The sequence below is a fragment of the Tardiphaga sp. 839_C3_N1_4 genome (assembly GCF_051811045.1).
Classification (GTDB): Bacteria; Pseudomonadota; Alphaproteobacteria; order Rhizobiales; family Xanthobacteraceae; genus Tardiphaga.
The window spans coordinates 4,915,141-4,940,376 of record NZ_JBPWQD010000001.1; the positions used below are offsets into that span (position 1 = coordinate 4,915,141).

The 25,236-nt window shown below is 61.2% G+C and carries 21 protein-coding genes; 10 read left to right on the forward strand and 11 right to left on the reverse strand.

Annotation, left to right across the window (positions count from 1 at the left end; translation table 11 throughout):
* Nucleotides 1-105 precede the first annotated feature (105 nt).
* Nucleotides 106-1,785: a methyl-accepting chemotaxis protein gene (locus AB8A38_RS23505; RefSeq protein ID WP_439087610.1), complete on the forward strand. Its 1,680-nt coding sequence runs from the start codon at nucleotides 106-108 to the stop codon at nucleotides 1,783-1,785.
* Between the two features lie 286 nt (nucleotides 1,786-2,071).
* Nucleotides 2,072-3,763 (forward strand): methyl-accepting chemotaxis protein, encoded by a 1,692-nt coding sequence (locus AB8A38_RS23510; RefSeq protein ID WP_439087611.1) that lies wholly within the window; start codon nucleotides 2,072-2,074, stop codon nucleotides 3,761-3,763.
* A 30-nt stretch (nucleotides 3,764-3,793) separates the two neighbouring features.
* On the opposite strand, the gene AB8A38_RS23515 is transcribed toward AB8A38_RS23510, so the two are convergent.
* Nucleotides 3,794-5,596 (reverse strand): carbamoyltransferase family protein, encoded by a 1,803-nt coding sequence (locus AB8A38_RS23515; RefSeq protein WP_439087612.1) that lies wholly within the window; start codon nucleotides 5,594-5,596, stop codon nucleotides 3,794-3,796.
* Nucleotides 5,597-5,984: 388 nt separating this feature from the next.
* On the opposite strand from AB8A38_RS23515, the gene AB8A38_RS23520 reads away from it, so the two are divergent.
* The 5 genes from AB8A38_RS23520 (at nucleotide 5,985) to hemC (ending at nucleotide 10,649) form a co-directional block, all read left to right on the forward strand.
* Nucleotides 5,985-6,299, forward strand: a complete 315-nt coding sequence (locus tag AB8A38_RS23520; RefSeq protein ID WP_089265834.1) for a hypothetical protein — start codon at nucleotides 5,985-5,987, stop codon at nucleotides 6,297-6,299.
* Between the two features lie 260 nt (nucleotides 6,300-6,559).
* Nucleotides 6,560-7,672, forward strand: coding sequence for an NADH:flavin oxidoreductase/NADH oxidase (locus tag AB8A38_RS23525; RefSeq protein ID WP_439087613.1), 1,113 nt, complete (start codon nucleotides 6,560-6,562; stop codon nucleotides 7,670-7,672).
* A gap of 220 nt (nucleotides 7,673-7,892) precedes the next feature.
* The gene (locus tag AB8A38_RS23530) at nucleotides 7,893-8,078 is read left to right on the forward strand and encodes a DUF3311 domain-containing protein (protein WP_439087614.1); all 186 of its coding nucleotides are present in this window, start codon (nucleotides 7,893-7,895) and stop codon (nucleotides 8,076-8,078) included.
* Nucleotides 8,068-9,555: a monocarboxylate uptake permease MctP gene (mctP, locus tag AB8A38_RS23535; RefSeq protein ID WP_439087615.1), complete on the forward strand. Its 1,488-nt coding sequence runs from the start codon at nucleotides 8,068-8,070 to the stop codon at nucleotides 9,553-9,555. The genes AB8A38_RS23530 and mctP overlap by 11 nt, the downstream gene beginning before the upstream one ends.
* A 110-nt stretch (nucleotides 9,556-9,665) precedes the next feature.
* Nucleotides 9,666-10,649: a hydroxymethylbilane synthase gene (gene hemC, locus AB8A38_RS23540; protein WP_315843895.1), complete on the forward strand. Its 984-nt coding sequence runs from the start codon at nucleotides 9,666-9,668 to the stop codon at nucleotides 10,647-10,649.
* 127 nt (nucleotides 10,650-10,776) lie between these two features.
* Here the strand turns inward: hemC and AB8A38_RS23545 are convergent, their stop codons facing one another.
* The gene (locus tag AB8A38_RS23545) at nucleotides 10,777-12,876 is read right to left on the reverse strand and encodes a S9 family peptidase (protein WP_439087616.1); all 2,100 of its coding nucleotides are present in this window, start codon (nucleotides 12,874-12,876) and stop codon (nucleotides 10,777-10,779) included.
* A gap of 83 nt (nucleotides 12,877-12,959) precedes the next feature.
* Between AB8A38_RS23545 and AB8A38_RS23550 the strand changes: the two genes are divergently transcribed.
* Together AB8A38_RS23550 and AB8A38_RS23555 are read left to right on the forward strand one after the other, a co-directional pair.
* Nucleotides 12,960-13,565: a nuclear transport factor 2 family protein gene (locus tag AB8A38_RS23550; RefSeq protein WP_315843893.1), complete on the forward strand. Its 606-nt coding sequence runs from the start codon at nucleotides 12,960-12,962 to the stop codon at nucleotides 13,563-13,565.
* A 69-nt stretch (nucleotides 13,566-13,634) separates the two neighbouring features.
* The gene (locus AB8A38_RS23555; RefSeq protein ID WP_315843892.1) at nucleotides 13,635-15,173 is read left to right on the forward strand and encodes a class I adenylate-forming enzyme family protein; all 1,539 of its coding nucleotides are present in this window, start codon (nucleotides 13,635-13,637) and stop codon (nucleotides 15,171-15,173) included.
* 160 nt (nucleotides 15,174-15,333) lie between these two features.
* Here AB8A38_RS23555 and AB8A38_RS23560 read toward each other — a convergent pair whose 3' ends face one another.
* The 3 genes from AB8A38_RS23560 to AB8A38_RS23570 form a co-directional block, all read right to left on the reverse strand.
* Entirely contained in the window at nucleotides 15,334-15,561 is a 228-nt protein-coding gene (locus tag AB8A38_RS23560) for a SlyX family protein (RefSeq protein ID WP_068728893.1), read from the reverse strand.
* Nucleotides 15,554-16,351 carry an oxygen-dependent tRNA uridine(34) hydroxylase TrhO gene (gene trhO, locus AB8A38_RS23565; RefSeq protein ID WP_439087617.1) on the reverse strand — a complete coding sequence of 266 codons (798 nt, stop codon included), beginning with the start codon at nucleotides 16,349-16,351 and terminating at the stop codon, nucleotides 15,554-15,556. The genes AB8A38_RS23560 and trhO overlap by 8 nt, the downstream gene beginning before the upstream one ends.
* Before the next feature lie 237 nt (nucleotides 16,352-16,588).
* Complete coding sequence (locus tag AB8A38_RS23570) at nucleotides 16,589-16,804, reverse strand: CsbD family protein (protein ID WP_439087618.1); 216 nt, start codon at nucleotides 16,802-16,804, stop codon at nucleotides 16,589-16,591.
* A 165-nt stretch (nucleotides 16,805-16,969) separates the two neighbouring features.
* On the opposite strand from AB8A38_RS23570, the gene AB8A38_RS23575 reads away from it, so the two are divergent.
* Nucleotides 16,970-17,506: a cupin domain-containing protein gene (locus AB8A38_RS23575; protein WP_439087619.1), complete on the forward strand. Its 537-nt coding sequence runs from the start codon at nucleotides 16,970-16,972 to the stop codon at nucleotides 17,504-17,506.
* Between the two features lie 45 nt (nucleotides 17,507-17,551).
* On the opposite strand, the gene AB8A38_RS23580 is transcribed toward AB8A38_RS23575, so the two are convergent.
* From AB8A38_RS23580 to AB8A38_RS23605, 6 genes are all read right to left on the reverse strand, one after another.
* Entirely contained in the window at nucleotides 17,552-18,889 is a 1,338-nt protein-coding gene (locus AB8A38_RS23580; protein WP_439087620.1) for an amidase, read from the reverse strand.
* A 73-nt stretch (nucleotides 18,890-18,962) separates the two neighbouring features.
* Nucleotides 18,963-19,931, reverse strand: a complete 969-nt coding sequence (locus AB8A38_RS23585; RefSeq protein WP_439065052.1) for an ABC transporter substrate-binding protein — start codon at nucleotides 19,929-19,931, stop codon at nucleotides 18,963-18,965.
* Between the two features lie 32 nt (nucleotides 19,932-19,963).
* Entirely contained in the window at nucleotides 19,964-20,821 is an 858-nt protein-coding gene (locus tag AB8A38_RS23590; protein WP_439087621.1) for an ABC transporter permease, read from the reverse strand.
* Nucleotides 20,818-21,600, reverse strand: a complete 783-nt coding sequence (locus AB8A38_RS23595) for an ABC transporter ATP-binding protein (protein WP_089265846.1) — start codon at nucleotides 21,598-21,600, stop codon at nucleotides 20,818-20,820. The genes AB8A38_RS23590 and AB8A38_RS23595 overlap by 4 nt, the downstream gene beginning before the upstream one ends.
* 198 nt (nucleotides 21,601-21,798) lie before the next feature.
* The gene (locus AB8A38_RS23600) at nucleotides 21,799-23,490 is read right to left on the reverse strand and encodes a thiamine pyrophosphate-dependent enzyme (RefSeq protein WP_315843885.1); all 1,692 of its coding nucleotides are present in this window, start codon (nucleotides 23,488-23,490) and stop codon (nucleotides 21,799-21,801) included.
* 185 nt (nucleotides 23,491-23,675) lie between these two features.
* On the reverse strand, nucleotides 23,676-25,184 hold the full coding sequence (locus AB8A38_RS23605) for a flavin-containing monooxygenase (RefSeq protein ID WP_439087622.1): 1,509 nt from the start codon (nucleotides 25,182-25,184) through the stop codon (nucleotides 23,676-23,678).
* Between the last annotated feature and the right edge of the window lie 52 nt (nucleotides 25,185-25,236).

The window sequence follows — 25,236 nt, forward strand, 5'->3', positions numbered from 1 at the left end:
ATCGACGCTCGGCCGGCAGCTCCAATGCATGCCGTGTCTTCAAACCCAGAAAATACCATTCGTGCAGTTGCGCGCCAACGGTCAAAAACCGAGGGACCATCACCTATGTTTGCCAGCCTGTCCATCCGCACCAAGATCACTCTTGTCGTCTCGTTCCTGCTGCTCGCAATGTCTGCAATGGGCGCGCTGGCCATCAAGCAGATGTACACCATCAACGGAGCTACGTCCGATATCGTCACAAGCTGGCTGCCGAGTGTGCGCTCTTTGGGTGAAGTCCGCGCTGCAACGATCAGCTACCGCTCTGTGGTTCGCGGACATCTGCTTGCAACGGATGCCGCAGATACGAAGGTCCAGGACGACACGCTGGTGCGTTACGCCGAGATGCTCGACAAGGCGCGCAAAACGTATGAGCCGATGATTTCGTCGCCCGAGGAACGCGCGATGTACAATGAATTCAGCAAGCTCTGGAGCGAATATATCGTCGCATTGCAGCCGGTTCTTGCATTGTCGCGCAAGAACGCTCGTGATGAAGCGCGAGATATGAACGTGAAGGTCAACCAGATTGGCTTCAAGGCGGACGAAGCCCTGCAGAAGGATGTCGAGCTCAACAACAAGGGAGCTTTGGCGGCCGGAGAACTGGCGACGGACAGCTTTGGAGTCGCCATCAAGATGGTGATCGGTTCGCTCTTGTTTGCGGTTGTTGTCGGCGTCGGTGCGGCTATCCTGCTTGTGCGCGATGTCTCCGCCGGTATTGCGTCGATCGTGTTGCCGATGCAGGCGCTCGGTACGGGTGACCTGACTGCAAATGTTCCGCATCAGGGCGAGAAGACCGAAATCGGAACGATGGCGGACTCCCTGCAGGTGTTCAAACAGGCGCTGATCGACAAGCGCGCGGCAGACGAAGCCGCAGCGGCCGATGCCGAAGCCAAGATCGAGCGTGGCCGCCGCGTCGACAGCATCACCCGCAACTTCGAATCGATGATCGGCGAGATCGTCGAGACGGTGTCGTCGGCATCGACCGAACTGGAAGCCTCGGCGGGTACGCTGACCGCCACGGCGGAGCGCTCGCAGGAATTGACCACGACGGTGGCGGCCGCCTCCGAAGAAGCATCGACCAATGTGCAGTCAGTGGCATCGGCCACTGAAGAAATGGCCTCGTCGGTCAACGAGATCAGCCGTCAGGTGCAGGAGTCGGCTGCGATCGCAGGGCAGGCGGTGGATCAGGCACGCAAGACCAATGATCGCGTCGGCGAGCTCGCCAGCGCTGCAGCGCGTATCGGCGATGTGGTCGAGCTGATCAACAACATCGCAGGCCAGACAAACCTGCTGGCGCTCAACGCCACCATCGAAGCGGCCCGTGCCGGCGAAGCTGGCCGCGGTTTCGCTGTCGTGGCCTCTGAAGTGAAGGCACTCGCTGAGCAGACTGCCAAGGCGACCGGCGAGATCTCGACGCAGATATCCGGCATCCAGGCGGCGACGCAGGAATCGGTCGGTGCCATCAAGGAGATTGGCGACACTATCGGCCGCATGTCGGAGATCGCTTCGACCATCGCGTCGGCGGTGGAAGAGCAGGGCGCCGCGACGCAGGAGATTTCGCGCAATGTCCAGCAGGCGGCGCAGGGCACGATGCAGGTCTCGTCGAACATCGTTGATGTGCAGCGTGGTGCAACAGAGACTGGATCTGCCTCGACTCAGGTTCTCGCTGCGGCGCAATCACTGTCCTCGGACAGCACGCGACTGAAGGATGAAGTCAGCAAGTTCCTCAGCGCGGTACGCGCGGCCTGACATTCAACACAGCACAATCATGAAAGCCAGCGCGTAAGCGTCGGCTTTCATATGTATTGGATGATCTGATGAAGGCAACGTTGTCACATGGGGAGCATGCGATAACGCAGTTCGTGTTGCACTGCTTTTTAACTTTATCTCGCCACTCTCTTTCACGCGGGCTCAGACCATTGTTTTCAATCTGTGCTCGACTGGTAATTGCCGCCAAACGTCGCGCAGGCCGCGATCATAAATTGAAGCTCTGCCATTGCTGACCAACGGTAGAATACCGAGGGAACACGGACTCATGCTCGCCAACCTTTCCATTCGCGCGAAGATCACCATTGTCATTTCCTTCTTGTTGATAGCCATGGGTGGCATGGGTGCTCTGGCTGTCACCAAGATGCGTGCCATCTACGGCGAAGCGTCGGAAATCCAGAAAAGCTGGTTGCCGAGCGTCCGCTCGCTGGGCGAGCTTCGCGCCGGTGTGAACGTCTATCGGAATATCGTGCGTCTCCATATGCTGGCGGCAACGCCGGAAGCGAAGGCATCGGCCGAGAAACGACTGATCAATACTGATGCGGACAACATGAAGATCCGCGCGACCTATGAGACGCTGATTTCATCGCCCGAGGAGCGCGCCCTATATACGCAATGGGCGCAGCAGTGGGGCCTTTACATGACTGGCGTCCAGGAAGTTCTGGCACTTTCGCGCGCCAGCGTCGGCAAAATTCCCAACGAACCGCAGGATCTGAACGAGAGCAAGGTGCTGCCCATCGGTAAGAAGGCGGATGATCTGCTCGACAAGGATATTGCGCTGAACAAGATCGGCGCGGATGCGGCCGGCAAGAGCGCCGAAGACAATTACAATACAGCCTTCATGCTGCTCGCCATCATGCTCGGCACATCGGCGATTCTTGGCATCGGTATCGGCATCTATCTGGTAAAGGACGTCTCTAGCGGCATCGCGTCGATCGTCAAGCCGATGCAAGCCCTCGGCGCCGGCGATCTCTCGGCGATGGTGCCCCATCAGGGCATGAAGACCGAGATCGGAACCATGGGCGACGCCCTGCAGGTGTTCAAGCAGGCGCTGATCGACAAGCGCGCGGTGGATGAAGCTGCGGCGGCCGACGCAGAAGCCAAAATCGAACGCGGCCGCCGCGTCGATAATATCACCCGCCAGTTTGAAACCATGATCGGCGAAATCGTCGAGACGGTTTCATCGGCATCGACCGAGCTGGAAGCCTCGGCTGGTACGCTGACGGCGACCGCAGAGCGCGCGCAGGAACTGACCACGACGGTTGCGGCAGCTTCGGAAGAAGCGTCGACCAATGTGCAGTCAGTGGCATCGGCGACCGAGGAAATGGCCTCGTCGGTCAACGAGATCAGCCGCCAGGTGCAGGAGTCAGCCAATATCGCCAATCAGGCGGTCGATCAGGCGCGCAAGACCAATGATCGCGTCAGCGATCTCGCTCAGGCTGCTGGCCGCATCGGCGACGTGGTTGAGCTGATCAACAACATTGCCGGCCAGACCAACCTGCTGGCATTGAATGCGACCATCGAAGCGGCGCGGGCCGGTGAAGCCGGGCGCGGCTTTGCGGTCGTTGCGGCCGAAGTGAAAGCACTGGCTGAGCAGACCGCCAAGGCGACCGGTGAAATCTCCACGCAGATTTCTGGTATTCAGGCGGCGACGCAGGAATCGGTCGGAGCCATCAAGGAGATCGGAGACACAATCGGTCGCATGTCCGAGATTGCATCGACGATCGCCTCGGCGGTGGAAGAGCAGGGCGCTGCGACGCAGGAGATCTCGCGCAACGTCCAGCAGGCCGCGCAGGGCACGATGCAGGTCTCATCCAATATTACCGATGTACAGCGCGGCGCCAGCGAAACCGGCTCGGCATCGTCGCAGGTGCTGTCAGCCGCGCAGTCGCTGTCGTCGGACAGCACGCGATTGAAGGATGAAGTGAGCAGGTTCCTCAGCGCGGTGCGGGCGGCTTAGTCTGTTCGCTCTCCCGCATGCGGGAGAGCGCTACTTCACATTCGACATGACCAGTCCAACGATGTCCATGTAAGTGCGCACCATCGGGGCGACGAAACGATGCGCTGAGGTCTTCGACACCACCGTGTCGTGCAGGATCAAATGATCGATGCCGGTGTTGATAAAACATGCCATGGCATCGCGCGGCGTCTCGACGATCGGTTCGCCCTTCACGTTGAACGACGTGTTCAGCAGCACCGGTACGCCGGTGAGCGCATCGAATTCCTTCAGCAGCCGATAGAGCACCGGATTGGTATCTTCCGTGACCGTCTGGATGCGCGCCGTTCCATCGATGTGCACGATGGCCGGAATCTTCTCGCGCCATTCGGGTCGCACCGGGGCCGCGATCAGCATAAACGGCGAATCCTGATCGCCTTCGAAAATCTCTCTGGCACGCTCGGCGAGCACAATCGGCGCGAACGGACGGAACGGCTGACGGTGCTTCACGCGTGAGTTGAGGATGTCCTTCATCTCCGGCCGGCGCGGATCGGCGATGATGCTGCGATTGCCGAGCGCGCGTGGGCCGTATTCCGAGCGACCCTGAAACCAGCCGATTACTTTCTGGTCCGCGAGTAACTTTGCCGTGTCGCGGCAGATATTGTCGCTGCGCGCCGCGCTGGTCTGCGCCTTGACGAGTGTGCGCTGGGTCGCCGCCGTGATGTCCCGATCGGCGTATGTCTTTCCCGTGTAGGAATGCGTCATCACATAGGAGCGCGGCTGCTTCTGTACCTCCAGCAGGCCGTAATAGGCGCAGCCGATGGCGATGCCGTTGTCGCCGGCGGCGGGCTGGATCCAGACATTCTCAAAGCCGGCTTCGCGGGCGATGCGGCCATTGGCAACGCAGTTCAGTGCGACGCCGCCGGCAATGCAGAGGTTCTTCGCGCCGGTCGTCTCGCGCAGCCAGCGGGCGCGGGCGAGCAGCACCTTCTCGGTGTCGTCCTGAACGCGCCAGGCGATATCCTCCCAATGCCGCATCGACGGATGGGTGTCCCACTTGCCATCGCTGTCGGCGATATAGGGCTGGTTGTATTCGGGGGTCCAGCGCGGCACGCTGAGGACATTGTCGGTAATATCCATCAGCGGCTTGACCTGGTCGCGGCGGCCGTAGGGGGCCAGCCCCATCAGCTCGCCGCATTTGTTCCAGTCGCCGAACACATAGGTTGAGGCCCGGCTGTAGAGCGCCCCAAGACCCGGCATGTTGTAGAATTCGTCGCTGAGAAAGCCGCGATCCGGCTCCATCCAGACTTTCTTCAGGCAGTCGAGCTGCGTGCCCTTGAACGTGTAATAGCTCTCCGATTCCCGGGCGAGCTTCGAGCCCGGCTCGTCGCCGGGATAAGCCTCGATGACGTCGGAGCGATAGCTGCCGACGCCATCGACGATCATGATCGCCCCCTCTTCGAAAGGGCAAACGGCGAATGCGCTATAGGCATGCGCCAGATGATGCGAGATCGTTTTGACCTTGCCGGTGCGGGAACGGAATAGCGGATGGACGCTGGCGTCCTGCCGTTCATATTCGGGCAGGAAGCCCGGCATGTCCTGATAGATCAGGCGGTCTTCCATCTCCGGAACCGGCAGGATGTAGCAATTGCTCACCACCAGCTCGACGTCGTCCAGCGTGATGCCTTCGGCATCGAGGACGTAGTCGATCACTTCCTTGTAGAATCCGGTCGCGTGCTTGTCCCGGGTAATCCGCTCTTTTTCGATCGCATAGGCCAGCGCACCGTCACGCAGCAGGCAGGCGCTGACGTCGTGATCGTAGGTGTTGAGACCGAGGATGTAGCTTGGTTTGGGCATGAATCAGCTTCTGACAATTCGCGGGAAGGGACGAACGATGGGATCGAGCTGCTGACGCAGGCGCGGTCGGTGGGACGGATCGCATATTCGCAGGTGCGAGTGCAGCGATCAGCATAGTGCGAGGCAATATGAAGAGAAGATGAACGCAGGAGGTCAAAAGCGAGGTGACGCGTGAAGGTGCGCATTCGTTCGTAGTGACAGCGTTGCCGGCAACTTGACCGACGTTCGAGCTTGACCCTATTGTAAAGCCGTTCGTACGTGCACGCCTTGTGATGGCCATATTACTATTCTGGTTTCAGCACCTGTGTGAATCAAGAATTGCTCACTGAACGATTCGAGGCCGGAAGCATTCTAAAGCCGTGCTTCTGCAGAATGGGAGATCTTAAGAATGGCTCAAACCAAAACGACACGCCATAATATCGTGACCCGCTGCCTGGCAGCGATGGCGCTTGTGTCTGTCTACTGTGTTGGTCTGATCGGCGCGTCCACGGTGTTGCTCACCACGAGCAGCACCTCGGCCGAGGCCCGTGGTGGTGGTCGTGGTCGTGGCGGCGGCGGTTGGGGCCGTGGACGTGGCGGCGGGTTCTACCGTGGCGGCGGTCGTGGCTATGGTCGCGGCTATGGCTTCTACGGTGGACCGCGCTTCGTGGCGCCGGGCTGCTATTTCAGCCGTCGCTGGGGCCGAGTGGTCTGCCCGTACTAAGTCATCGGCGCTACGGCGCTGAATGAACGAGATAGAGAGGCGCGCCGGGTAACCGGGGCGCCCTTTGCTTTCCAGGCTCGCCTTTCTCCAAGAAACGGGCCTCTCCTTCGGGAATGATGTGTCGAAAGCTACCCTCCTTGCACAATGCTGAGGTCGCTTTTGGCATGCCATCTTGTGTTTTCTCATCCAAATTCCAATGTCGGCATGGCAACCTTGCGCGCCCGCGCATGGCAATTCGGTCCTCCCACCCTGGAACCTTCATGAGCGCCCTGTTCTCTCCCTTCAAGCTGCGCGACCTCACGCTGCCGAACCGCATCGTCATTGCGCCGATGTGCCAGTATTCTGCCGAAGATGGCTGCGCCACCGATTGGCACATGATCCATCTCGGCAATATGGCCCTGTCGGGCGCCGCCATGCTGGTGATCGAAGCGACCGCCGTGGAAGCCATCGGCCGCATCACACCCGGCGATCTCGGCCTTTATAATGACGCGACCGAAGCCGCGTTGAAGCCTGTGCTGGCGGCGATACGCAAACATTCGAACATTGCCGTTGGCATGCAGATCGCTCATGCGGGCCGCAAGGCGTCGAGTCACGCCCCATGGGATGGCGGCCAGCAGGTCCCGCTCGACAAAGGCGGCTGGGTCGCCCACGCCCCGTCCGCCATTCCGCAGAAACCCGGCGAGTTGCCACCGCAGGAGATCGATGCCGCGGGCCTCATGCGCATCCGCGACGCCTTTGTCGCGACAGCGAAGCGGGCTGAACGGCTTGGTATCGATGCGCTTGAGATCCACGCGGCGCACGGCTATCTGCTGCACGAATTCCTGTCGCCGATCTCTAACCAGCGCACCGACAATTATGGCGGCTCCCTGGAGAACCGGATCCGGTTTCCACTCGAAGTGTTCGACGCGGTACGTGCGGCTTTTCCCGCGCACAAGCCTGTGGGCGTCCGCGTATCGGCCTCGGACTGGGTCGAGGGCGGCTGGGATATCGAGCAGACCATCGTGTTCGCCAATGAGTTGAAGAAGCGCGGCGTCGATTGGATGGATGTTTCGTCCGGCGGTGTCTCGCCGCAGCAGAAGATCGCGCTCGGGCCGGGTTATCAGGTGCCGTTCGCTGAAGCCGTGAAAGCGGCGACGGGACTGCCGACGATTGCGGTGGGGTTGATCACCGAAGTGCAACAGGCTGAAGACGTCGTGGCCTCCGGCAAGGCCGATCTGGTCGCCATCGCACGTGGCATTCTCTACGACCCGCGCTGGCCGTGGCACGCGGCGGCGCAGCTCGGCGGCCAGGTGCAGGCGCCGCCGCAATACTGGCGCTCGCAGCCATCGACCCAAAAGGCGCTGTTCGGCGATACGACGTTCGGCGGCCGCTAAACCACTTCAAGACGCCTCACTTTCAACACCCACACATTGTCCCGCAAGGCCGGTGCGATGTGTGGGTGTTTGTCGTTGCGGCGCGTCCACTCCGCGAATGGCAGCCCTGCGGCAGCATCGTGTTTACATGACAGAATGTCGCACCTACACAGCGCGAAATTCTGCGCCGTAAAATAATCGTGGCATCCGGCGCTGCCCGCCTATCGAGAGGAGCCCCGCCATGGCCCGCCATTTGTTATGGCTTCTGCTGATCCCCTTCGTCGGCCTGCTCTGGGTCCCGTTCTACAATTTTCATGATCCGGTGCTGTTCGGCTTTCCATTCTTCTACTGGTACCAGCTCGCCTGGGTGCCGATGACCGCCTTTCTGACCTGGCTCGCTTACCGGACCTACCCCAATGAAGACTGAGCTCGATATTCCCGCCGTTGCGGTCTTTCTGTTTTTCTTCGCGCTCGTCACCGCGATGGGCTTCGTCGCCTCGAAGTGGCGCCGCCCGAAAACGCTGGCCAGTCTCGACGAATGGGGCCTTGGTGGCCGCCAGTTCGGCACCTGGATCACCTGGTTTCTGGTCGGCGGCGATTTCTATACTGCCTATACGGTGATCGCCGTGCCGGCACTGGTTTATTCGGTCGGTGCTTATGGCTTCTTCGCGCTGCCTTACACGATCCTGGTCTATCCCATCGTGTTCATGGTGATGCCAAGGCTGTGGCAGGTCGCCAAGGACAACGGCTATGTCACTGCCGCCGACGTTGTGCATGGCCGCTATAGTTCGCGCATGCTGGAAGCAGCAGTTGCCATCACCGGTGTCGTCGCCACCATGCCCTATATAGCGCTGCAGCTGATCGGTATGGCCACGGCCGTGAAGGCGCTTGGTTTCGAGGGCGAATTGCCGCTGATCGCGGCCTTTGTCGTGCTGGCGCTCTACACCTACTCGTCGGGCCTGCGTGCCCCAGCGCTGATCGCCTTCGTCAAGGATATCATGATCTATATCGCCGTCATCGCGGCAGTGTCGGTGATCCCCGGCAAGCTCGGCGGCTATGCCGCAGTGTTCGACGCCGCCGATCAGGCATTCAAGGCCAAGGGCTCGGGCAGTATCCTGCTGCAGCCCAGCCAGTACGTCGCCTATGCCACCCTGGCACTCGGTTCGGCGCTTGCGGCCTTCATGTATCCGCATACGCTCACGGGCATTTTTGCCAGCAAAAGTGCCACGACCATCCGCAAGAATGCGGTGCTGTTGCCGGCCTATACGCTGATGCTCGGCTTGTTGGCGCTGCTCGGCTATATGGGCCACGCTGCCAAGTTGAAGCTCGCCAGCAACAATGACGTGGTGCCGGCGCTGTTCCAGACGCTGTTTCCGAGCTGGTTCGCTGGCTTCGCCTTTGCGGCGATCGCCATCGGCGCGCTGGTCCCTGCGGCTGTGATGAGCATTGGTGCTGCCAATCTCTTCACCCGCAATTTCTGGAAGGCCTATGTCAATCCGCAGGTCGATTCAGCGGGCGAAGCCGCGGTGGCGAAGATCGCGTCGCTGGTGGTGAAGGTCGGTGCGCTGCTGGTGATCATCTATCTGCCGACACAGTTCGCGCTCGACCTGCAGCTTCTCGGAGGCCTGTGGATTCTGCAGACACTGCCGGCCTTGATCTTCGGCCTGTTCACCCGCTGGTTCACCGCGCCGGCATTGCTGGCCGGATGGGTGGTCGGCCTGTTCGGCGGTACTTATCTGGCATGGACGGACGGCCTGAAGCCGCTGCACATGCTGTCGATCGGCAGCTTCCAGGCGACGGTTTATGTCGGCCTGATTGCCCTCGTCGCGAATATCGTGGTCGCGATGCTGGTCAATCTTGTGGTGCCGAAGCCGGTCGTAACGGCCGAGGCGGCGAGCACTTAAAGGCCTCGTTGTAAAGCCCGCGCGCGCATTGTTTCCGGCGCGCGCGGGCTTTATTGTCCGCGCGAATGCCCGCCATCCCTGTGCGGGACCGCTGGATGGAGCTTGCCTGAGTGACTGAATCGATGCGCATCGGCACGCGCAAAAGCACCATGGCGCTGGCCCAGACCGAAGAGATTGCGCGCCGGTTGGCAGTGGTCGCGCCGGAACTGGCCGTCGAGATCGTGAAATTCGAGCCGGTCGGCGACCGCGACCAGACCAGCAATCTCCTGAAGCATGGCGGCAAGGGCGGGGCTTTCGTCGGCGAGATTCGCGCGGCTGTGCTCAAGGGCACGCTGCATGCGGCGATGCATTCGCTGAAGGACATGCCGGGCAACGAGGATACGCCGGGTCTCGTGATCGCCGCCACGCTGGTGCGCGACCCGCCGACGGATGCGCTGGTGCTGCGCGAGGGTGTCAGCCTCGATGATCTCAAGCGCACCCATGGCAAGGGCTTCAAGATCGGCACCAATGCGGTACGCCGTGCCGCCTATATCCGCCGGCTGTTTCCCGAGATTGAGGTGATCCACTTTCGCGGGGCCGCCGATACGCGCGTGCGCAAACTCGACAATGGTGAGATGCAGCGGCTGCCTGATGGCGGCGAGGTCGGCCCCGCCGATGCGCTGATCATGGCGCGCTCGGGGCTGGAGCGCGTTGGACTGGCCAATCGCATTGCCCGTGATTTCACGCCGCACGAGATGCTGCCGGCCGTGGGGCAGGGCATCGTCGCTGTCGAATGCGCGGCGCATGACTGGGTCTCGCGGCGTTATCTGTCGCTGATCGACGACCCCGCCGCGCATCTGTCCTGCGATGCCGAGCGCGAGGTGCTTTGGGTGCTGAACGGCCACTGCAATTCGCCGATCGCCGGTTATTCGGTGATCTCAGGACACGAGATGTCGCTGACCGCATCGGTGCTGGATGAAGCCGGCGGGCAGTTCATCGAAGTGACGCGCGTCGGGCCGGCAGATCGGCCGCGCGAGCTGGGGCGCGCTGTCGGGCTGGAGCTGCTCGACAAGGGCGCCGGCGCGCTGATCGAGGCCAATCGGCCGGAGCACTAGACCATTCGATACGACACTTTGCCCTCTCCACGTCATGCCCGGGCTTGACCCGGGCATCCATCTTTGGATGTACGACAGTGAAGTTGGATGGCCGCGTCAGGCCCGGTCATGACGGAGTGTGTGGCAACTACCCCTCCGCCATCCCCACCGACCATAGTGCGAACGCATAGACGATCGCGATTTCATCCAGTCGGTTGAATCGTCCGGACGCGCCGCCATGGCCGGCACCCATGTTGGTGCGTAACAGCACCGGGCCTCCACCCGTCATCGTCGCGCGCAGCCGTGCGATCCATTTCGCCGGCTCCCAATAGGTGACACGCGGATCGGTGAGGCCGCCCATCGCGAGGATCTTCGGATAGTTCCTGGCGGCGACCTGATCGTAAGGCGAATAGGACAGGATGGTCTTGAAATCCGCGGCGCTTTCAATCGGATTGCCCCATTCCGGCCATTCGGGCGGCGTCAACGGCAGCGTGTCGTCGAGCATGGTGTTGAGCACATCGACGAATGGCACTTCGGCAACGATGCCCGAGAACAATTCCCCAGAGCGGTTGGCGACCGCGCCCATCAACATGCCGCCGGCGCTGCCACCGTGGCCGACGATGTTTTTCTCCGAGGTATATTTCGCGGCGATCAGCGCCCGGGCACTCGCGGCAAAGTCGTCGAATGAGTTGGTCTTCTTGTCGCGCTTGCCGTCGAGATACCAGCCCCAGCCCTTGTCGGCGCCGCCGCGGATATGCGCGATGGCATAGACGAAGCCGCGATCGACCAGTGACAGCCGGTTCGCAGAGAACGACGCAGGCATCGCCATCCCATAGGAGCCGTAGCCATAGAGCAGCAGCGGCGCCTTGCCGTCCTGTTTGAGATCTTTGCGATGCAGGATCGACACCGGCACTTCGGCGCCGTCATGGGCCTTGGCCATGATGCGCGTGGTGACATAGTCGGCGGGGTTGTGGCCGGACGGGATCTCCTGACGCTTGCGCAAGGTCCGCTCGCGCGTCGCCATGTCGTAATCATAGACTTCCGACGGCGTCGTCATCGAGGAATAGGCGAAGCGAAGCGTGGTCGTGTCGAATTCGTAGCCGCCCATGGTGTCGAGCGAATAGGCGGCTTCGTCGAAGGCGATGGCGTGTTCTTCCCTGTTGGTGAGATCGCGGATGATGATCGAGGGCAGCGCGTTGGCGCGTTCCAGACGGACGAGGTGACCGGCCGTGAGGTCCATGTCGATGACATAGATACCCTCGCGATAGGGGATCAGGTCGGTCCAGTTGGCGCGCTCAGGCGCGGCCAGCGGCGCGGTGACGATCTTGAAGTCGATGGCGCGGTCGGCATTGGTCAGGATGAACAATTCATCGCCGCGATCGGCCAGCGAATACTGCACACCGTTTTCACGCCTTGCCACCAGGCGAGGCGGCGCGTCTGGCGTGGCGAGGTCGATCAACTGCTGTTCGGAGGTCTCATGATCGCCGCCGGCGATGACGCAGAAGCGGCCGCTGGCGCTTTCATGGATATGGGTGAACCAGCCGGAATCCTGCTCCTCGAAGATCAACCTGTCGTCGGCCTGCTTGCTGCCGAGCCTGTGTAGCCAGACCTGCATCGGGCGATGGTTGTCGTCGAGCTTCACATAGAAGAAGGCCTTGCAGTCGAGCGTCCACACCACGCCGCCATCGGTCTCCTCGACCACGTCGTCGAGATCGTTGCCGGTGGCCCAGTCACGCACACGAATGGTGAAATATTCCGAACCCTTGACGTCGGCGCTCCAGGCTTCCAGCGCGTGATCGGGCGAGTGGCGGGCGCCGCCAAATTTGAAATATTTGTGATCGGCGGCGAGCTTGTCGCCGTCGAGAATGATGGTGGCCTCGCCGCCGTCCCGCGGCATGCGGCCGAACAATTCGTGCTGGCCGCCCTCGCGGAATTTCCGCAAGTAAGCATAGGGACCGTCCGGCGACGGCACGCTGGAATCGTCTTCCTTGATGCGACCGCGCATTTCCGCAACCAGCTTGGTTTGCAGCGCCGCCGTTCCGCCAAGCAGGCTCTCGGTATAGGCGTTCTCGGCCTCGAGATAGGTGCGGATCTCCGGCTCCAGCACGCTCGGGTCGCGCAGCACCTCCTGCCATTTGGCGTCTTTCAACCAGGCGTAATCATCTGACACGGTGATGCCGTGGGTCGTGAAGGAATGCGGATGACGCGGCGCAACCGGCGCGGGCATGGAGGATGTCTGCTTTGTCATGAACGCTCTTTTCGCGGAAGCCTGATCGGATATGATTGCGTTACACGCGCGTATCGGCGCCCGCCCCGCATATTGGATATTCCATGGATATAGAGATTATCGACCGCCTTGCCATCCGCGATCTCATTGAAAACTGGGTAGTCTGGCGCGATGCTGGCGATTGGGACCGCTTCCGTACCGTCTGGTTCGACGATGGCCGCATGGTGGCGACCTGGACCCAGGGCACCGCGGACGAATTCATCGCCATGAGCAAGGCCGGCTGGGCCAAGGGCGTCTCGATCATGCATTTCCTCGGCGCGCAGTCGATCGATCTCGCAGGCACCCGCGCAATTTCGCAGACCAAGATGACCATCGCCCAGCGCGCGCTGGTGCACGGCGTCAATGTCGACGTAATGCTGACCGGGCGGTTCTATGATTTCCTCGAAAAGCGCGACGGAAAATGGGGCATGGTCCTGCGCCAGCCGATCTACGAGAAGGATCGCATGGATCCCGTGGTGCCCGGCGCGCCGCTGAAGCTTGACGCGGATCTGCTCGCCAGCTTCCCGGAAGGCTATCGCCATCTTGCTTATCTGCAGAGCCAGATCGGCTATCAGATCAAGCCCGATATGCCGGGGTTGCGCGGCGATGCGGTGGAGGCGCTTTATGCCAGCGGCAAGAAGTGGCTGAACGGCGAAGAGCTGGACCGGTAGCTCTCTGACCTCCCCTGAAGAGGGGAGGTCAAGCAAAGATAATCAAGTAAGAACAAAAAGAGGAAACGCATGCCCGACTTCATCACCCTCGATGCTTTGGTCCATAACACGGCCGTGTCGAAGCCTGACAAGATCGCCGTGATCGATGCCGATCGCCAGATCGACTACGCCGCCTTCGACGCACTGATCGACCGTATCGCCGCGTCATTGCAGGCCAGCGGTCTCAAGCCGCGCGATGCGATTTCGATCTGCGCGCTGTCGTCGATCGAATATGCCGCCGTGTTTCTCGGTGCGCTGCGCGTCGGCGTGGCGGTGGCGCCGCTGGCGCCGTCATCGACGCCGACGGATTTCGCCGCAATGGTGAAGGATGCAGCGGCAAAAATCCTGTTCATGGATGATGCGACGGCGGCCTCCTTTGCGGATGCTGCGATCGATCCCTCGGTCCAGCGCATTGCGCTCGATGGCGGCAAGGCCGGGAAACCGTTTGCGCAATGGCTGGCGCCGGAAGGCGTGAAGCCCACGCCGGTGGCAATCGATCCGGAATGGGTCTTCAACATTATCTATTCCTCGGGAACGACCGGTACGCCGAAAGGCATCATCCACACCTGCTGGATGCGCTGGCGGCAATATGGTCAGCTCGATCCGCTCGGCTACGGGCCGGACGCCATCACCGTGCTGTCGACGCCGCTTTATTCCAACACCACGCTGGTCTGTTTCAATCCGACCCTCGCCGGCGGTGGCACGCTGGTGCTGATGAAGAAGTTCGATGCGCGAGGATTTCTTGAACTGAGCGCAAAGCATCGTGCGACCCACGCGATGCTGGTGCCGGTGCAGTATCGTCGCATTATGGCCGTTGAGGATTTCGACAGTTTCGATCTCAGGTCTTTCGTGATGAAGTTCTCGACCTCGGCGCCATTCGGCGGCGCGCTGAAGGCCGATGTGTTGAAACGCTGGCCGGGCGGGCTGACCGAATATTACGGGATGACCGAGGGTGGCGGCACCTGCGTGTTGCTTGCGCATGAACACCCGACCAAGCTGCACACGGTCGGCCAGCCGGCGCCGGATCACGACATTCGCCTGATCGACGAGGATGGCAATTTCGTAGCTCAGGGCGAAATCGGCGAAGTGGTCGGGCATTCGCCCGTCATCATGCAGGGCTATCTCAATCAACCCGGCAAGACCGCGGAGACGTTCTGGCACGACGCTTCCGGAAAGCGCTATGTCCGGACCGGCGATGTCGGGCGCTTCGACGAAGACGGCTTTCTGCAGCTGATGGACCGCAAGAAGGACATGATCATTTCCGGCGGTTTCAACATCTATCCGAGCGATCTGGAAGCGGTGCTGACGAAACACGACGACGTGCTTGAAGCCGCTGTCGTGGCCATGCCGTCGGAAGAGTGGGGTGAGACACCGGTTGCCTTCGTGGTGATGAAAGCGGGTGCCTCAGTCGATGCGCCGGGGCTGAAGGCCTGGACGAATGAGCGTGTCGGCAAGTTCCAGCGACTTAATGATGTCGTGCTGGTCGATGTGTTGCCGCGTAGCGCCATCGGCAAGGTGCTGAAGCGCGAGTTGCGAGACCGGAAATTGGCGGCGGATTTGTCGGCTTAGGCTGCTTGTGTTCCCCTCTCCCCTTGTGGGAGAGGGTGGATCGACCGCGGAGCGGTCGAGACGGGTGAGGGGTACCGCAAGCTCCGAGCCCGCTGTACCCCTCATCCGGCTTCGCTGCGCGAAGCCACCTTCTCCCACAAGGGGAGAAGGAAGAATGCCCTCAATAATGCGGCGGAGGTTCATTCCGTGGCGCACCGCTGTTGCTTTCGGCTTCCTGCAGCCGCTCGCCGAGCGTGGCGACCTGCCGCGTCAGCATGTCGATCTGTTTCCACTGGGCGGTGATCGTCGCATTCAGCGTCTCGATCGTGTCGTCCTGATAGGCGACGCGAGTTTCGAGCGCGTCGATACGTTCGCGCAAGCCTGTCAGGTCTTTTGCAGTCTCACTCATCGGATGCGCTCTCCCGCAGCATCGCAAAATCTTCCGAATTGATCGGCAAGTCAGGCTTGATCGACTGGCTTTCGACGAGGCCATGGCCGAGCGCGACGCGCTGGTCGAACACGAAGCATTCGCCGCGCCAGCGGCTCTCGGCCTCGGGGATCTCCTCGAGATATTTCAGGATGCCCCCCTTGAGGTGATAGACGTCGGCGAAGCCGCGCGACAACAGATACGAACTCGCCTTTTCGCAGCGGATTCCGCCGGTGCAGAACATCGCAATCTTCTTGTGCTTCTCGGGATCGAGCGTGCGTGCGACGAAATCCTTGAACTGGCCGAAGCTTGCGATCTCCGGATCGACCGCGCCCTCGAACGTGCCCATCGCCACTTCGAAAGCATTGCGCGTGTCGAGCACCAGCGTGGTCTCGTCGGAGATCAGCTCGTTCCAGTCGGCGGCGTCGACATAGGTGCCGACGGTCTTGGTCGGATCGGTCCGGGGATCGCCGAGGGTGACGATCTCCTTCTTCAGCCGCACCTTCATGTGCAGGAACGGCATCAGGCTGGCGCGGGAAAATTTCAACTCGAGATGGTTCAGCCGGTCGCTGAACATCACGCCGGTTTCAAGTTCGCGCACCAGCGTGTCGATGGCAGCGTCGGTGCCTGCCACGGTTCCGTTGATGCCTTCCTCGGCGAGCAGGATCGAGCCTTTGATGCCGAGATTGACGCAGAATGAGCGCAGCGGCTCGCGCAATTGCCGGAAATCCGGCAGCGCGGCGAATTGATAGAGGGCGGCGACCTTGAACATCGCGGGGGTTTACCAGCCGGACCAGCCAGGGGGAAGTCCGGGAACTCGCCGAAATATCGTGCCCTCAGGGCTTGCGGCCGGATGCTCGCCTGCGCAGGTATTGACCTATGTCATTACCGGGCCTGTTGGCGTAACGAGCCGACGGACAGCAAAAAACCGGCCCCTCTTGGGACCGGCTTCTTTTGCAGCGTCACCTGCGACCGACGGAGGAGTCAAAACTCCGCCGGTTGGAATTGGTTAAAGTTTGCGGTGTGCTAAGTCCGAAGCCTTATCGGCGGCGTCTTTGGCGGCCTGCTTGACATCGCCGACGGCCTTCTGCGCGTGGCCCTTGCCTTCCTGGATCAGACCTTCGCCCTGCAGGCGCTCGGAGCCGGTCGCTTCACCGATGCCCTGCTTGGCCTTGCCGATGGCTTCGTTCGCGGTTCCCTTGATCTTGTCTGCGGTGGCACCCATGGGATACTCCTGTCATGTTGCAGACGCAGTTCCGAGACCATTCTCGATATGCGCTGCTTGAGCTTCGCAGGGATAATTGCCAGCTCAATTGAATGTTCCTCACTCCCGGGGGCGTGATGCCGCATGCGGTGGCAGCATTTCTTCGGAACCCAAGAAGGCATTGAAATGTCCGGTCACGGCCACGATCACACTCATCCGCACGATCATCCGCATGATCATTCTCACGATCATGATCCAGATCGCTGGAAGCACGACGGCATTCGCGTCATTCCCGCCGACAACCTCGATACCAACGTGCCATCGACCAAAGGCATGGACCGCGCGGCGGCCATCAATTTCGCGCGCGTGGGTGCGCAGAAACTTTGGGCTGGCACCGTGTCGATCCAGCCGGATGCCAAGACCGGTGCGCATCATCACGGCCATCTCGAAAGCGTCATCTATGTGGTGAAGGGCAAGGCTCGGATGCGCTGGGGCGATCGCCTGCAATTTACCGCGGAGGCCGGTCCTGGCGATTTCATCTTCGTGCCGCCTTACGTGCCTCATCAGGAGATCAACGCCAGCGCTGACGAAGTGCTCGAATGCGTGCTGGTGCGCAGCGACGGCGAAGCGGTCGCTATCAATATCGATATCGAACCGGTGGAGAAGCCGGAGACGGTGCTGTGGGTCGATCCCACACATCCTGATGGCGCGGTGAAGAAGTAAACATCAAGCTGAGGCCCTCGCCCGAGATTGGACGAGGGCCTTTTGCTATTTGATCTCGGGCAGTCCCGGCGAGAACGCCAGCGCGCTCTCGATCCACTTCGCAACACGCAGTGTACGCAAGTCGTTCAGATAGGGCCCGACCACCTGCAGGCCGAGCGGTAGATGGTTCTTGCCGAACCCGGCGGGCAGCGACAGCGCGGGCACGCCGATCAGAGTCCATGGCGCGCAATATTCGGCGTCGCCCGTGTAGCTTAGCCCTTCCGGTGCTTCGCCATAGGCCGGCAGTGTCAGCACAGCGTCGTAGTTCGTCATCTGCGCGGTGAAGTCCGCGCGCAGCTTCGTCTGCAACGCCTTGGCTTTGAGATAGGCAGTGGCGCTGATGGCGCTGCCGGTTTCCACCAGCTTCTTCAGGTGATCGCTGGTCTTGTCCGGATAGCGCGCGACGAGATCGACGAAGATCACCGCGCCTTCGGCCGCGAGAATCGTATTGATCGCGTCCCAGTTGCTGCGATCCAGTTCGGGCAGTTCAAGTTCCTCGATCGACGCGCCGGCGCTGCGAAGTCGCGCGACAGAGGCCTCGAACACCTGTTGCTGTTCGCTCTCGGCCTTGGCGAATTTGGCAAAGCGCACCACCGCAAGACGCGGCGACGGCAGCGGTGGCACGCCGCGCTCAACGGAGATTTCAAAGGCCGGCACCGGCGCGCCATGCGGATCGCTGTTGCTGGTGCCGGCAATGAGTGACAGCGCATAGGCCACGTCGTCGACCTTGCGCGCGAAGAAGCCGATGTGGTCGAGCGACTGGCTGAGATGATGCGCGCCGCTGCGAGGGATAGCGCCGAAGCTCGGCTTGAATCCGACGACGCCGTTGAAGGCGGCGGGACGGATGATCGAACCCAGCGTCTGCGTTCCCAGCGCCAGCGGTACGATGCCGGCGGCCACGGACGCCGCCGAGCCGGAAGACGAGCCGCCCGGTGTGTGCTTGCTATTCCATGGATTGGTGGTCGGGCCGGGATGCCGCCAGGCGAATTCGGTGGAGACCGTCTTGCCGAAAATGGTGGCGCCGAGATTGCGCAACCGTTCTACGACCCATGCATCGGCCGATGGCACGTGATCGGCATAGACGGCCGAGCCGTTGGTAGTCGGCATGTCGGTGGTGGCGATGATGTCCTTGACGGCGACGGGAATGCCGGAGAGCGGCCCCGGCTTGCGCACGGTGTCGGTGGGGAGGACCTCAAAGGCCCTCAGTATGGGCTCGGCAGCCTTGGCTTGTGCGAGCCGCTCCGATGCGTAGTGATCTGCCGCAGATGTGTTGCCCTTGAACAGCCGCAGCAGGTCCAGAACCCCCGCGCCAGATGTTGCAGTGCGCGCGGTTGCATTCGTCATGTCGTGTCGTCCTGAACGTTTCTTCTGGGATTAAGAGAGGTGCGCAGCCGCGTGGCTGCGCACCTTTTCTATATTACTTCATCGCCAATGCGGGCTCGATATATTTCTTCACGACAAACTTGTCATAGTCGGGTTGGGCCGCGAGATTGCCGAGCGCGATCTGGGTGTCCATGGAGATTTTCAGCGAGGGCGCAGAAATATCGACGCTGTCGGGATAGACGCCGTCGGCCAGCATACGCTTGACGGCGGACTCGATCACCGCGGGATCCAGCGTTGGAAATTCCTTCTGCGCAATGGCCACGGTCTTGGCAGGATCTTTCTTCATGAACCGCATGGCCATTTCCATACCGTTGGTGACGCGCTGCGCCAGATCCGGATTGACGTCATTGCGCGCCGTCACCGACGAGAATGCATAGGCGCCGTAGCTCTTCGGGAAGCCGTAGACCACCTTCATGCCCTTGGCGACGACCTGATCCAGGCCAGGTTCATACATCACGGCGACGTCAGCCTGCTTGGCGAGGAACGGACCCGGTTCGCTGCCGATCGCGACGGGGATCATCTCCACATCGGTCTTGCCGTCCATGCCGTTCTCTTTCAAGAGCTTCAGGAACAGCGAGGTGCTGGTGGTCGGCATGGTGCCAACGACCACTTTCTGGCCCTTCAGGCTCTTGACGTCGGTGAACTTGAAATCCGGCGCGGTGGCGATCCACACCGCAGCGCCGTTGACCACATTGGCGATGATGCCGACCGGCGCGCCCTTGGAGGCCGCAATGGCAGTCCATTCCGGGCCATGGATCGAGAACTGTGCGCTGCCGGAGATCACCGCCGAGAGTGCGACCGTGGGCGAGCCTGCGGTTTCCTTGGTAAGGTCGAGGCCCTGCGCGGTGAAAAAGCCCTCGTTAATGGCGACATAGAGCGGCAGGTACAGCATCGACTGGAAGGCCTGCGACAACACCACCTTCTTGTTCTGCGCCATCGCTGGCGTGGCGAGCAGGATTCCAGCCAGCGCGACCGCACCGGTGATACGCTTCAACAACGACATAGAACGTCTCCGTTATGGTGGAAAGAGAGGGATTAAACCTGGACCTGATGCGAGGTGGTGGCCTGCTTCCATGGCAGCGAAGTGCGCTCGATGATGTCGATGACGTAATAGAGCACGAAGCCGAGGATCATCAGCGTGAACAACCCGACCCAGACCGAGTTGAGGTCGTACAGGCTGGAGGCGAGGAAGATCATGTGGCCGAGGCCGCGCTGCGACGAGATGAATTCGCCGACCACCGCGCCGACCAGGCCGAAGCCGATATTGATGCGGAAGGTGGCGATAATCGACGGCAGTGTGGATGGCACTACGGCCTTCCAGAACACCTGATGCTTGTCGGCACCCATGGAGATCATCAGCGACTGCAAATCGACGTCGGCATCCTTGGCCGCCTGATAAGCGGCGATCAGCGCTACCAGTGCAGTGAGCGAAACGGCGAGTGCGACCTTCGATATCAGGCCGGTGCCGAACCACAGCACCACGATGGGCGCGAGCGCGATCTTCGGCACGGAATTGATGGCAACGATGAAGGGCTCCACCAGCTTCGCGACGAACACCGAATACCACAGCGCCAGACCGAACAGCGATCCGAAGATGGTGCCGATGATGAAGCCCAAAATGGCCTCGAACAGCGTGTACCAGGAATCCGACAGCAGTTCGCCGCTCAGGACCAGCTTGTAGAACGTGGCGAAGATGCCAGATGGCGACCCCATCAAAAATGCCGAGATATAGCCGGCATGGACGCCGAGCTCCCATAGCGCGAAGAACACTGCGACGGCGAGCAATTGCAGCACGGCGCGGCCGAGCGTGGTGTCGAAGGTCGATCGCTTTTTGCGGGACTTGCGCGGTGCGGTCTTCTTGCGCGCGGATGTGCCGGACATCACGAGGCTCATGACGTTGTCTCCGTCTGGATATCGAGTTCGGCGCAAAGCGTCTTGAAATAGGTGGAGAATTTCACGTCGTTACGTGCGGTGATGGGTGAGGTTGCCTCGATGTCGATCTCATGCACGACCTTCACCCGTGCCGGGCGGCCGGACAGCACGACGACGCGCTTCGACAGCGCCACGGCTTCGTCGATATCGTGGGTCACGAGGATAACGGTCTTGTTGAATTTCTGGACGGCGTCCTTCAGCACGCCTTCGAGATAGAGCCGTGTCTGGTAATCAAGCGCCGAGAACGGCTCGTCGAGCAGCAGGATGTCAGGATCCATGATCAGCGTACGGATCAGCGCCACGCGCTGGCGCATGCCGCCGGACAGGGTCTTGGGATAGGCATTCTCGAAGCCGGCGAGACCGAACTGCTTGAGATATTCGCGCGCCTTCTCCTCGGCCTCCTTCTGGTCGACGCCGCGCGTCTCCAGCCCGAGCAACACATTGCCCATCACCGTGCGCCACGGAAACAGCAGGTCTTTCTGCATCATGTAACCGACGCGGCCGCGCAGGCTTTCGATTTCCTTGCCGCGATAGGTGATCGTGCCGCCATCGGGCTCCAGCAGGCCGGCGATGATGTTGAAGATGGTCGTCTTGCCGCAGCCGCTGGGGCCAATAATGCTGACGAAATCGCGCTCGTTGATGGTGAAGGAGAGGTCGTCGAGCACATTGACGTCGCCGCCCTTGCCGGCAAACGACTTGCTGATGTTCTGGACGGTGAGCTGAACTTGTTTCGGCGGCATGATGCGGTTTCCTGGGTACCGCACATACGCAAGCTGCGTGCCACCTTGAGCGCGAAAAAGCCTCAAGCAATCGCGCAGGTTTTCTGCGGATAGCTTGAGGCTTGAAGTGTTTTGCCCCGGCTTTGGGCAGGCTGGATTATTCTCGGCGAGAAATTGAGCAGAGCCGCGGAAGTGTATTTTTACCGAACACTTTGTGCCTCAGCCCGTGACGGCCATCACCGCTTCCCTGATCTTCGCCAGCGCGTAGTTGCCAACCATGGCGGCGTCGATATGCGGCAGGTTCGGGATCTCGTCAGCGGCGACCACGCAATCGACAATTGCCGGCCCGTCGCAGGCCAGTGCATCGGCGATGGCCTTTTCGAGGTCACCCGGCTGCTTGGCCGTGAAGCCCTGCGCGCCGCAGGCGCGCGCCAGCGCGGCGAAATCCGGATTGGGAAATTCGATGGCCTCGCGGAACGGCGCCAAGCCGATGCTTTCTGCTTCCAGCGTGATCAGGCCCAGGGCCGAATTGTTGTAGACGATCACCTTGATGGGCAGTTTGTGCTGCACGGCCGTCATGAACTCGCCCATCAGCATGTTGAAGCCGCCATCGCCGGTCAGCACGATGACCTGCTTGCTGCGATCGAGGATCTGCACGCCGTTGCCCTGGCCGACGGACGTGCCGACCGCGGCATTGTTGAACGAGCCGATGATGCGCTGGGTGCCGTTCTGGCGGATCCAGTTGGCCGACCACAGCGTGTTCAGACCGGTGTCGAACACGAAGATTGCATCGGGACGTGCGAGGTCGCTGGCGATGCGTGCGACGGCCTGCGGGTGGATCTTGTTCTTGCTGCGGGCCGGGTCGGCCTGCTTGTCGAGCATCTCGTCCCACTTCTTGCGGGCATGGCTGGTTGTCTCGAAGAACTTGCCGTCGGTCTTGGTCTGCACTTTGTCGAGCAGCATCTTCAGAGCGGGGCGTGCCGAGCCGATCACACCAAGGCTCGTCGGCGTGCGCCGTCCGAGCGCTTCGGCGCGCACATCGATCTGGATGACATTGCCCTTGCGTGGCAGAAAGTTCGAATAGGGATAGTCGGTGCCGACCATCACCAGAAGGTCGCAATCATGCACGGCATTGTAGACGGCCTTGGTGCCGATCATGCCGAGACCGCCCATCCAGCGTGGATCGTCGAATGCCATGATTTCCTTGCCGCGCACCGAATGCATGAGCGGTGCTTTCAGCTTGTCGCTCAAGGCTCGTAGCAATTCGGCGGTGCCGATGGCGCCATGGCCGCACATGATGACAACGCTGCCGGCTTCGTCGATGCGGCGGGCGGCTTCCTGTATGGCGGCATCATTCGGCAGAATCTCGCCGCGCGGCACCAGCGTGGCAAGGCTCGCCGTCGCCCCTTCGGCTTTCGACGACAGCACGTCGACAGGCAGCGTCAGATGCGCGACGCCAGGGCCGGCATAGGCGGTGGAGATCGCCTGATGGATCACACCGGGCGCCTGCGCGGCGGTGGTGATGGTCTGGGTGTAGAGCGCGACGTCGCGAAACAGCAGGTCCGGTTCGGTGGTCTGGAAGAAGTCGACGCCTTTCGCTGCTCGCGCCATTTCGCCCGAGAGTGCCAGCACCGGGGCGTGATCGCGCGCCGCTTCATAGAGGCCGGCGACGAGATGCGTGCTGCCGGGCCCGGTGGAGCCGGCACATACGCCGAGCTTGCCGGTGAGCTTGGCCTGGCCAGCGGCAGCGAGTGCCGCGCCTTCCTCATGGCGGACCCCAACCCATTCGATCTTGCTGCGCCGGACCGAGTCCGCCAAGGGATTAAGCGAGTCGGCGATCAGGCCGAAAATCTGCTGTACGCCAATCGTCTCAAGCACATGGACAATCTCATCCGCGACAGTTTTCGACATGGGAGCTCCGATTTCTAGAATTGGCTCTCCGCCGGGAGGCGGGCTGATGCAGCGATGCTTTCGGTCCAACTGTGATTGGAACCGAATGGTCGCACTGCAGCAATAGCTGAACCGCGAAACGGTTTCATGATGGTCAATTATGTTTGCGCAATGCTTGGAGAAATGCGCGATGTGTTGAACGTTTGTTACCTGTATCGGAAGATCGGATCGCCATAGTCGATGGCCGGAAATACGTCCTTGTCGCTCCAGTAGTCCTGGTTGTGCTGCCACTCCTGCTTGTCGCCGCGCTTTGGCAATAGGTGCATGCCGCGCATGATGTAGCCGGGGTTGAAATCCTCGGGGTCGATCCACGGTAGCAACGGCATGTCGAGGTCTTCCGGCCGCAGTTGTGGCGTGACGGTCGCGGCGCCGGTCGCTTCCATATGCTTCAACAGCCCGCAGACGAAGTCGGCGACGAGGTCGACGCGCAATGTCCAGCTGGCACGGAGATAGCCGAAGATCCACACCATGTTCGGCACGCCGGTGAACATCATGCCGCGATAGGTCACGGTATCCGAGAAATTCAGCGGTGCGTCATCGATGGAGAACGTGATATCGCCGAGCACATTGAGATTGAAGCCGGTGGCGGTGACGACGACGTCGGCGTCGATCGTCCTGCCTGATTTCAGCGTGATCCCGCCCTCGGTAAAAGTCTCGATCTCGTCGGTGACCACGGTCGCCCTGCCGGCCTTGATACTCTGGAACAGGTCGCCATCGGGAATGAAGGCGATGCGCTGCCGCCACGGCCGGTAGCGGGGCGTGAAATGTGTGGCGATGTCGTAGTCCTTGCCGAGATAGGCCTGGACGCCCTTCAGCAGTTCCTCTTTCACCACCTCCGGCTCGCTATTGGTGCGTTTGGTGAAGGCCTGCTGATCGAACAGGATCTTGCGGCGGACGATCTCGTGGACCCATTCTTCGTCGACGTCCAGCTGGCGCAGCGTCTCTGCCAGTGCGTTGGCATTGCGGCCGGTGATGAAGAAGGTCGGCGAGCGCTGCAGCATGGTGACTTCAGCACATTTATCGGCAATGGCCGGCACCAAGGTCGCTGCGGTGGCGCCGGAGCCGATCACGACGACCTTCTTGCAAGTGACGTCGAGATTCTCCGGCCAGGTCTGCGGATGCACCATGCGGCCCTTGAACCGGGCCATGCCCGGCCATTGCGGCGTGTAGCCCTGATTGTGATTATAGTACCCCTGACACATCCAGAGAAAGCGCGTGGTGAAGAACAGCGTTTCGCCGGTGTCGTGGCGGATGACAGTGAGCGTCCAGAGCTTGTCGGCGTTCGACCAGTTGGCGGACAGGATCTTGTGCCGATAGCGGATATGCGCGCCGAGGCCGTTCTCGGCGATCACATCGCCCATATAGCGCAGGATTTCCACAGCGGTGGCAATGGGCGCTGAGGTCCAGGGTTTGAAGCGATAGCCGAAGGTGTGCAGGTCGCTGTCGGAGCGGATGCCGGGATAACGATGGGTATGCCACGTGCCGCCGAAACTGTCCTGGGTTTCCAGAACCAGAAAACGCATATCCGGATTCTGCTTTGTCAAATGATAGGCGGCGCCGATGCCGGAGATGCCGGCGCCGACGACGATCACATCGACATGTTCGGCGGCGTTTTCGACGGATGGATCTGTGGCGATCTTTCCCTGGACGTTCATGGGCTCCCGATCTTTTTGGGCTCTCGCGCTTGCTGCGCGGATGCTTTTATAC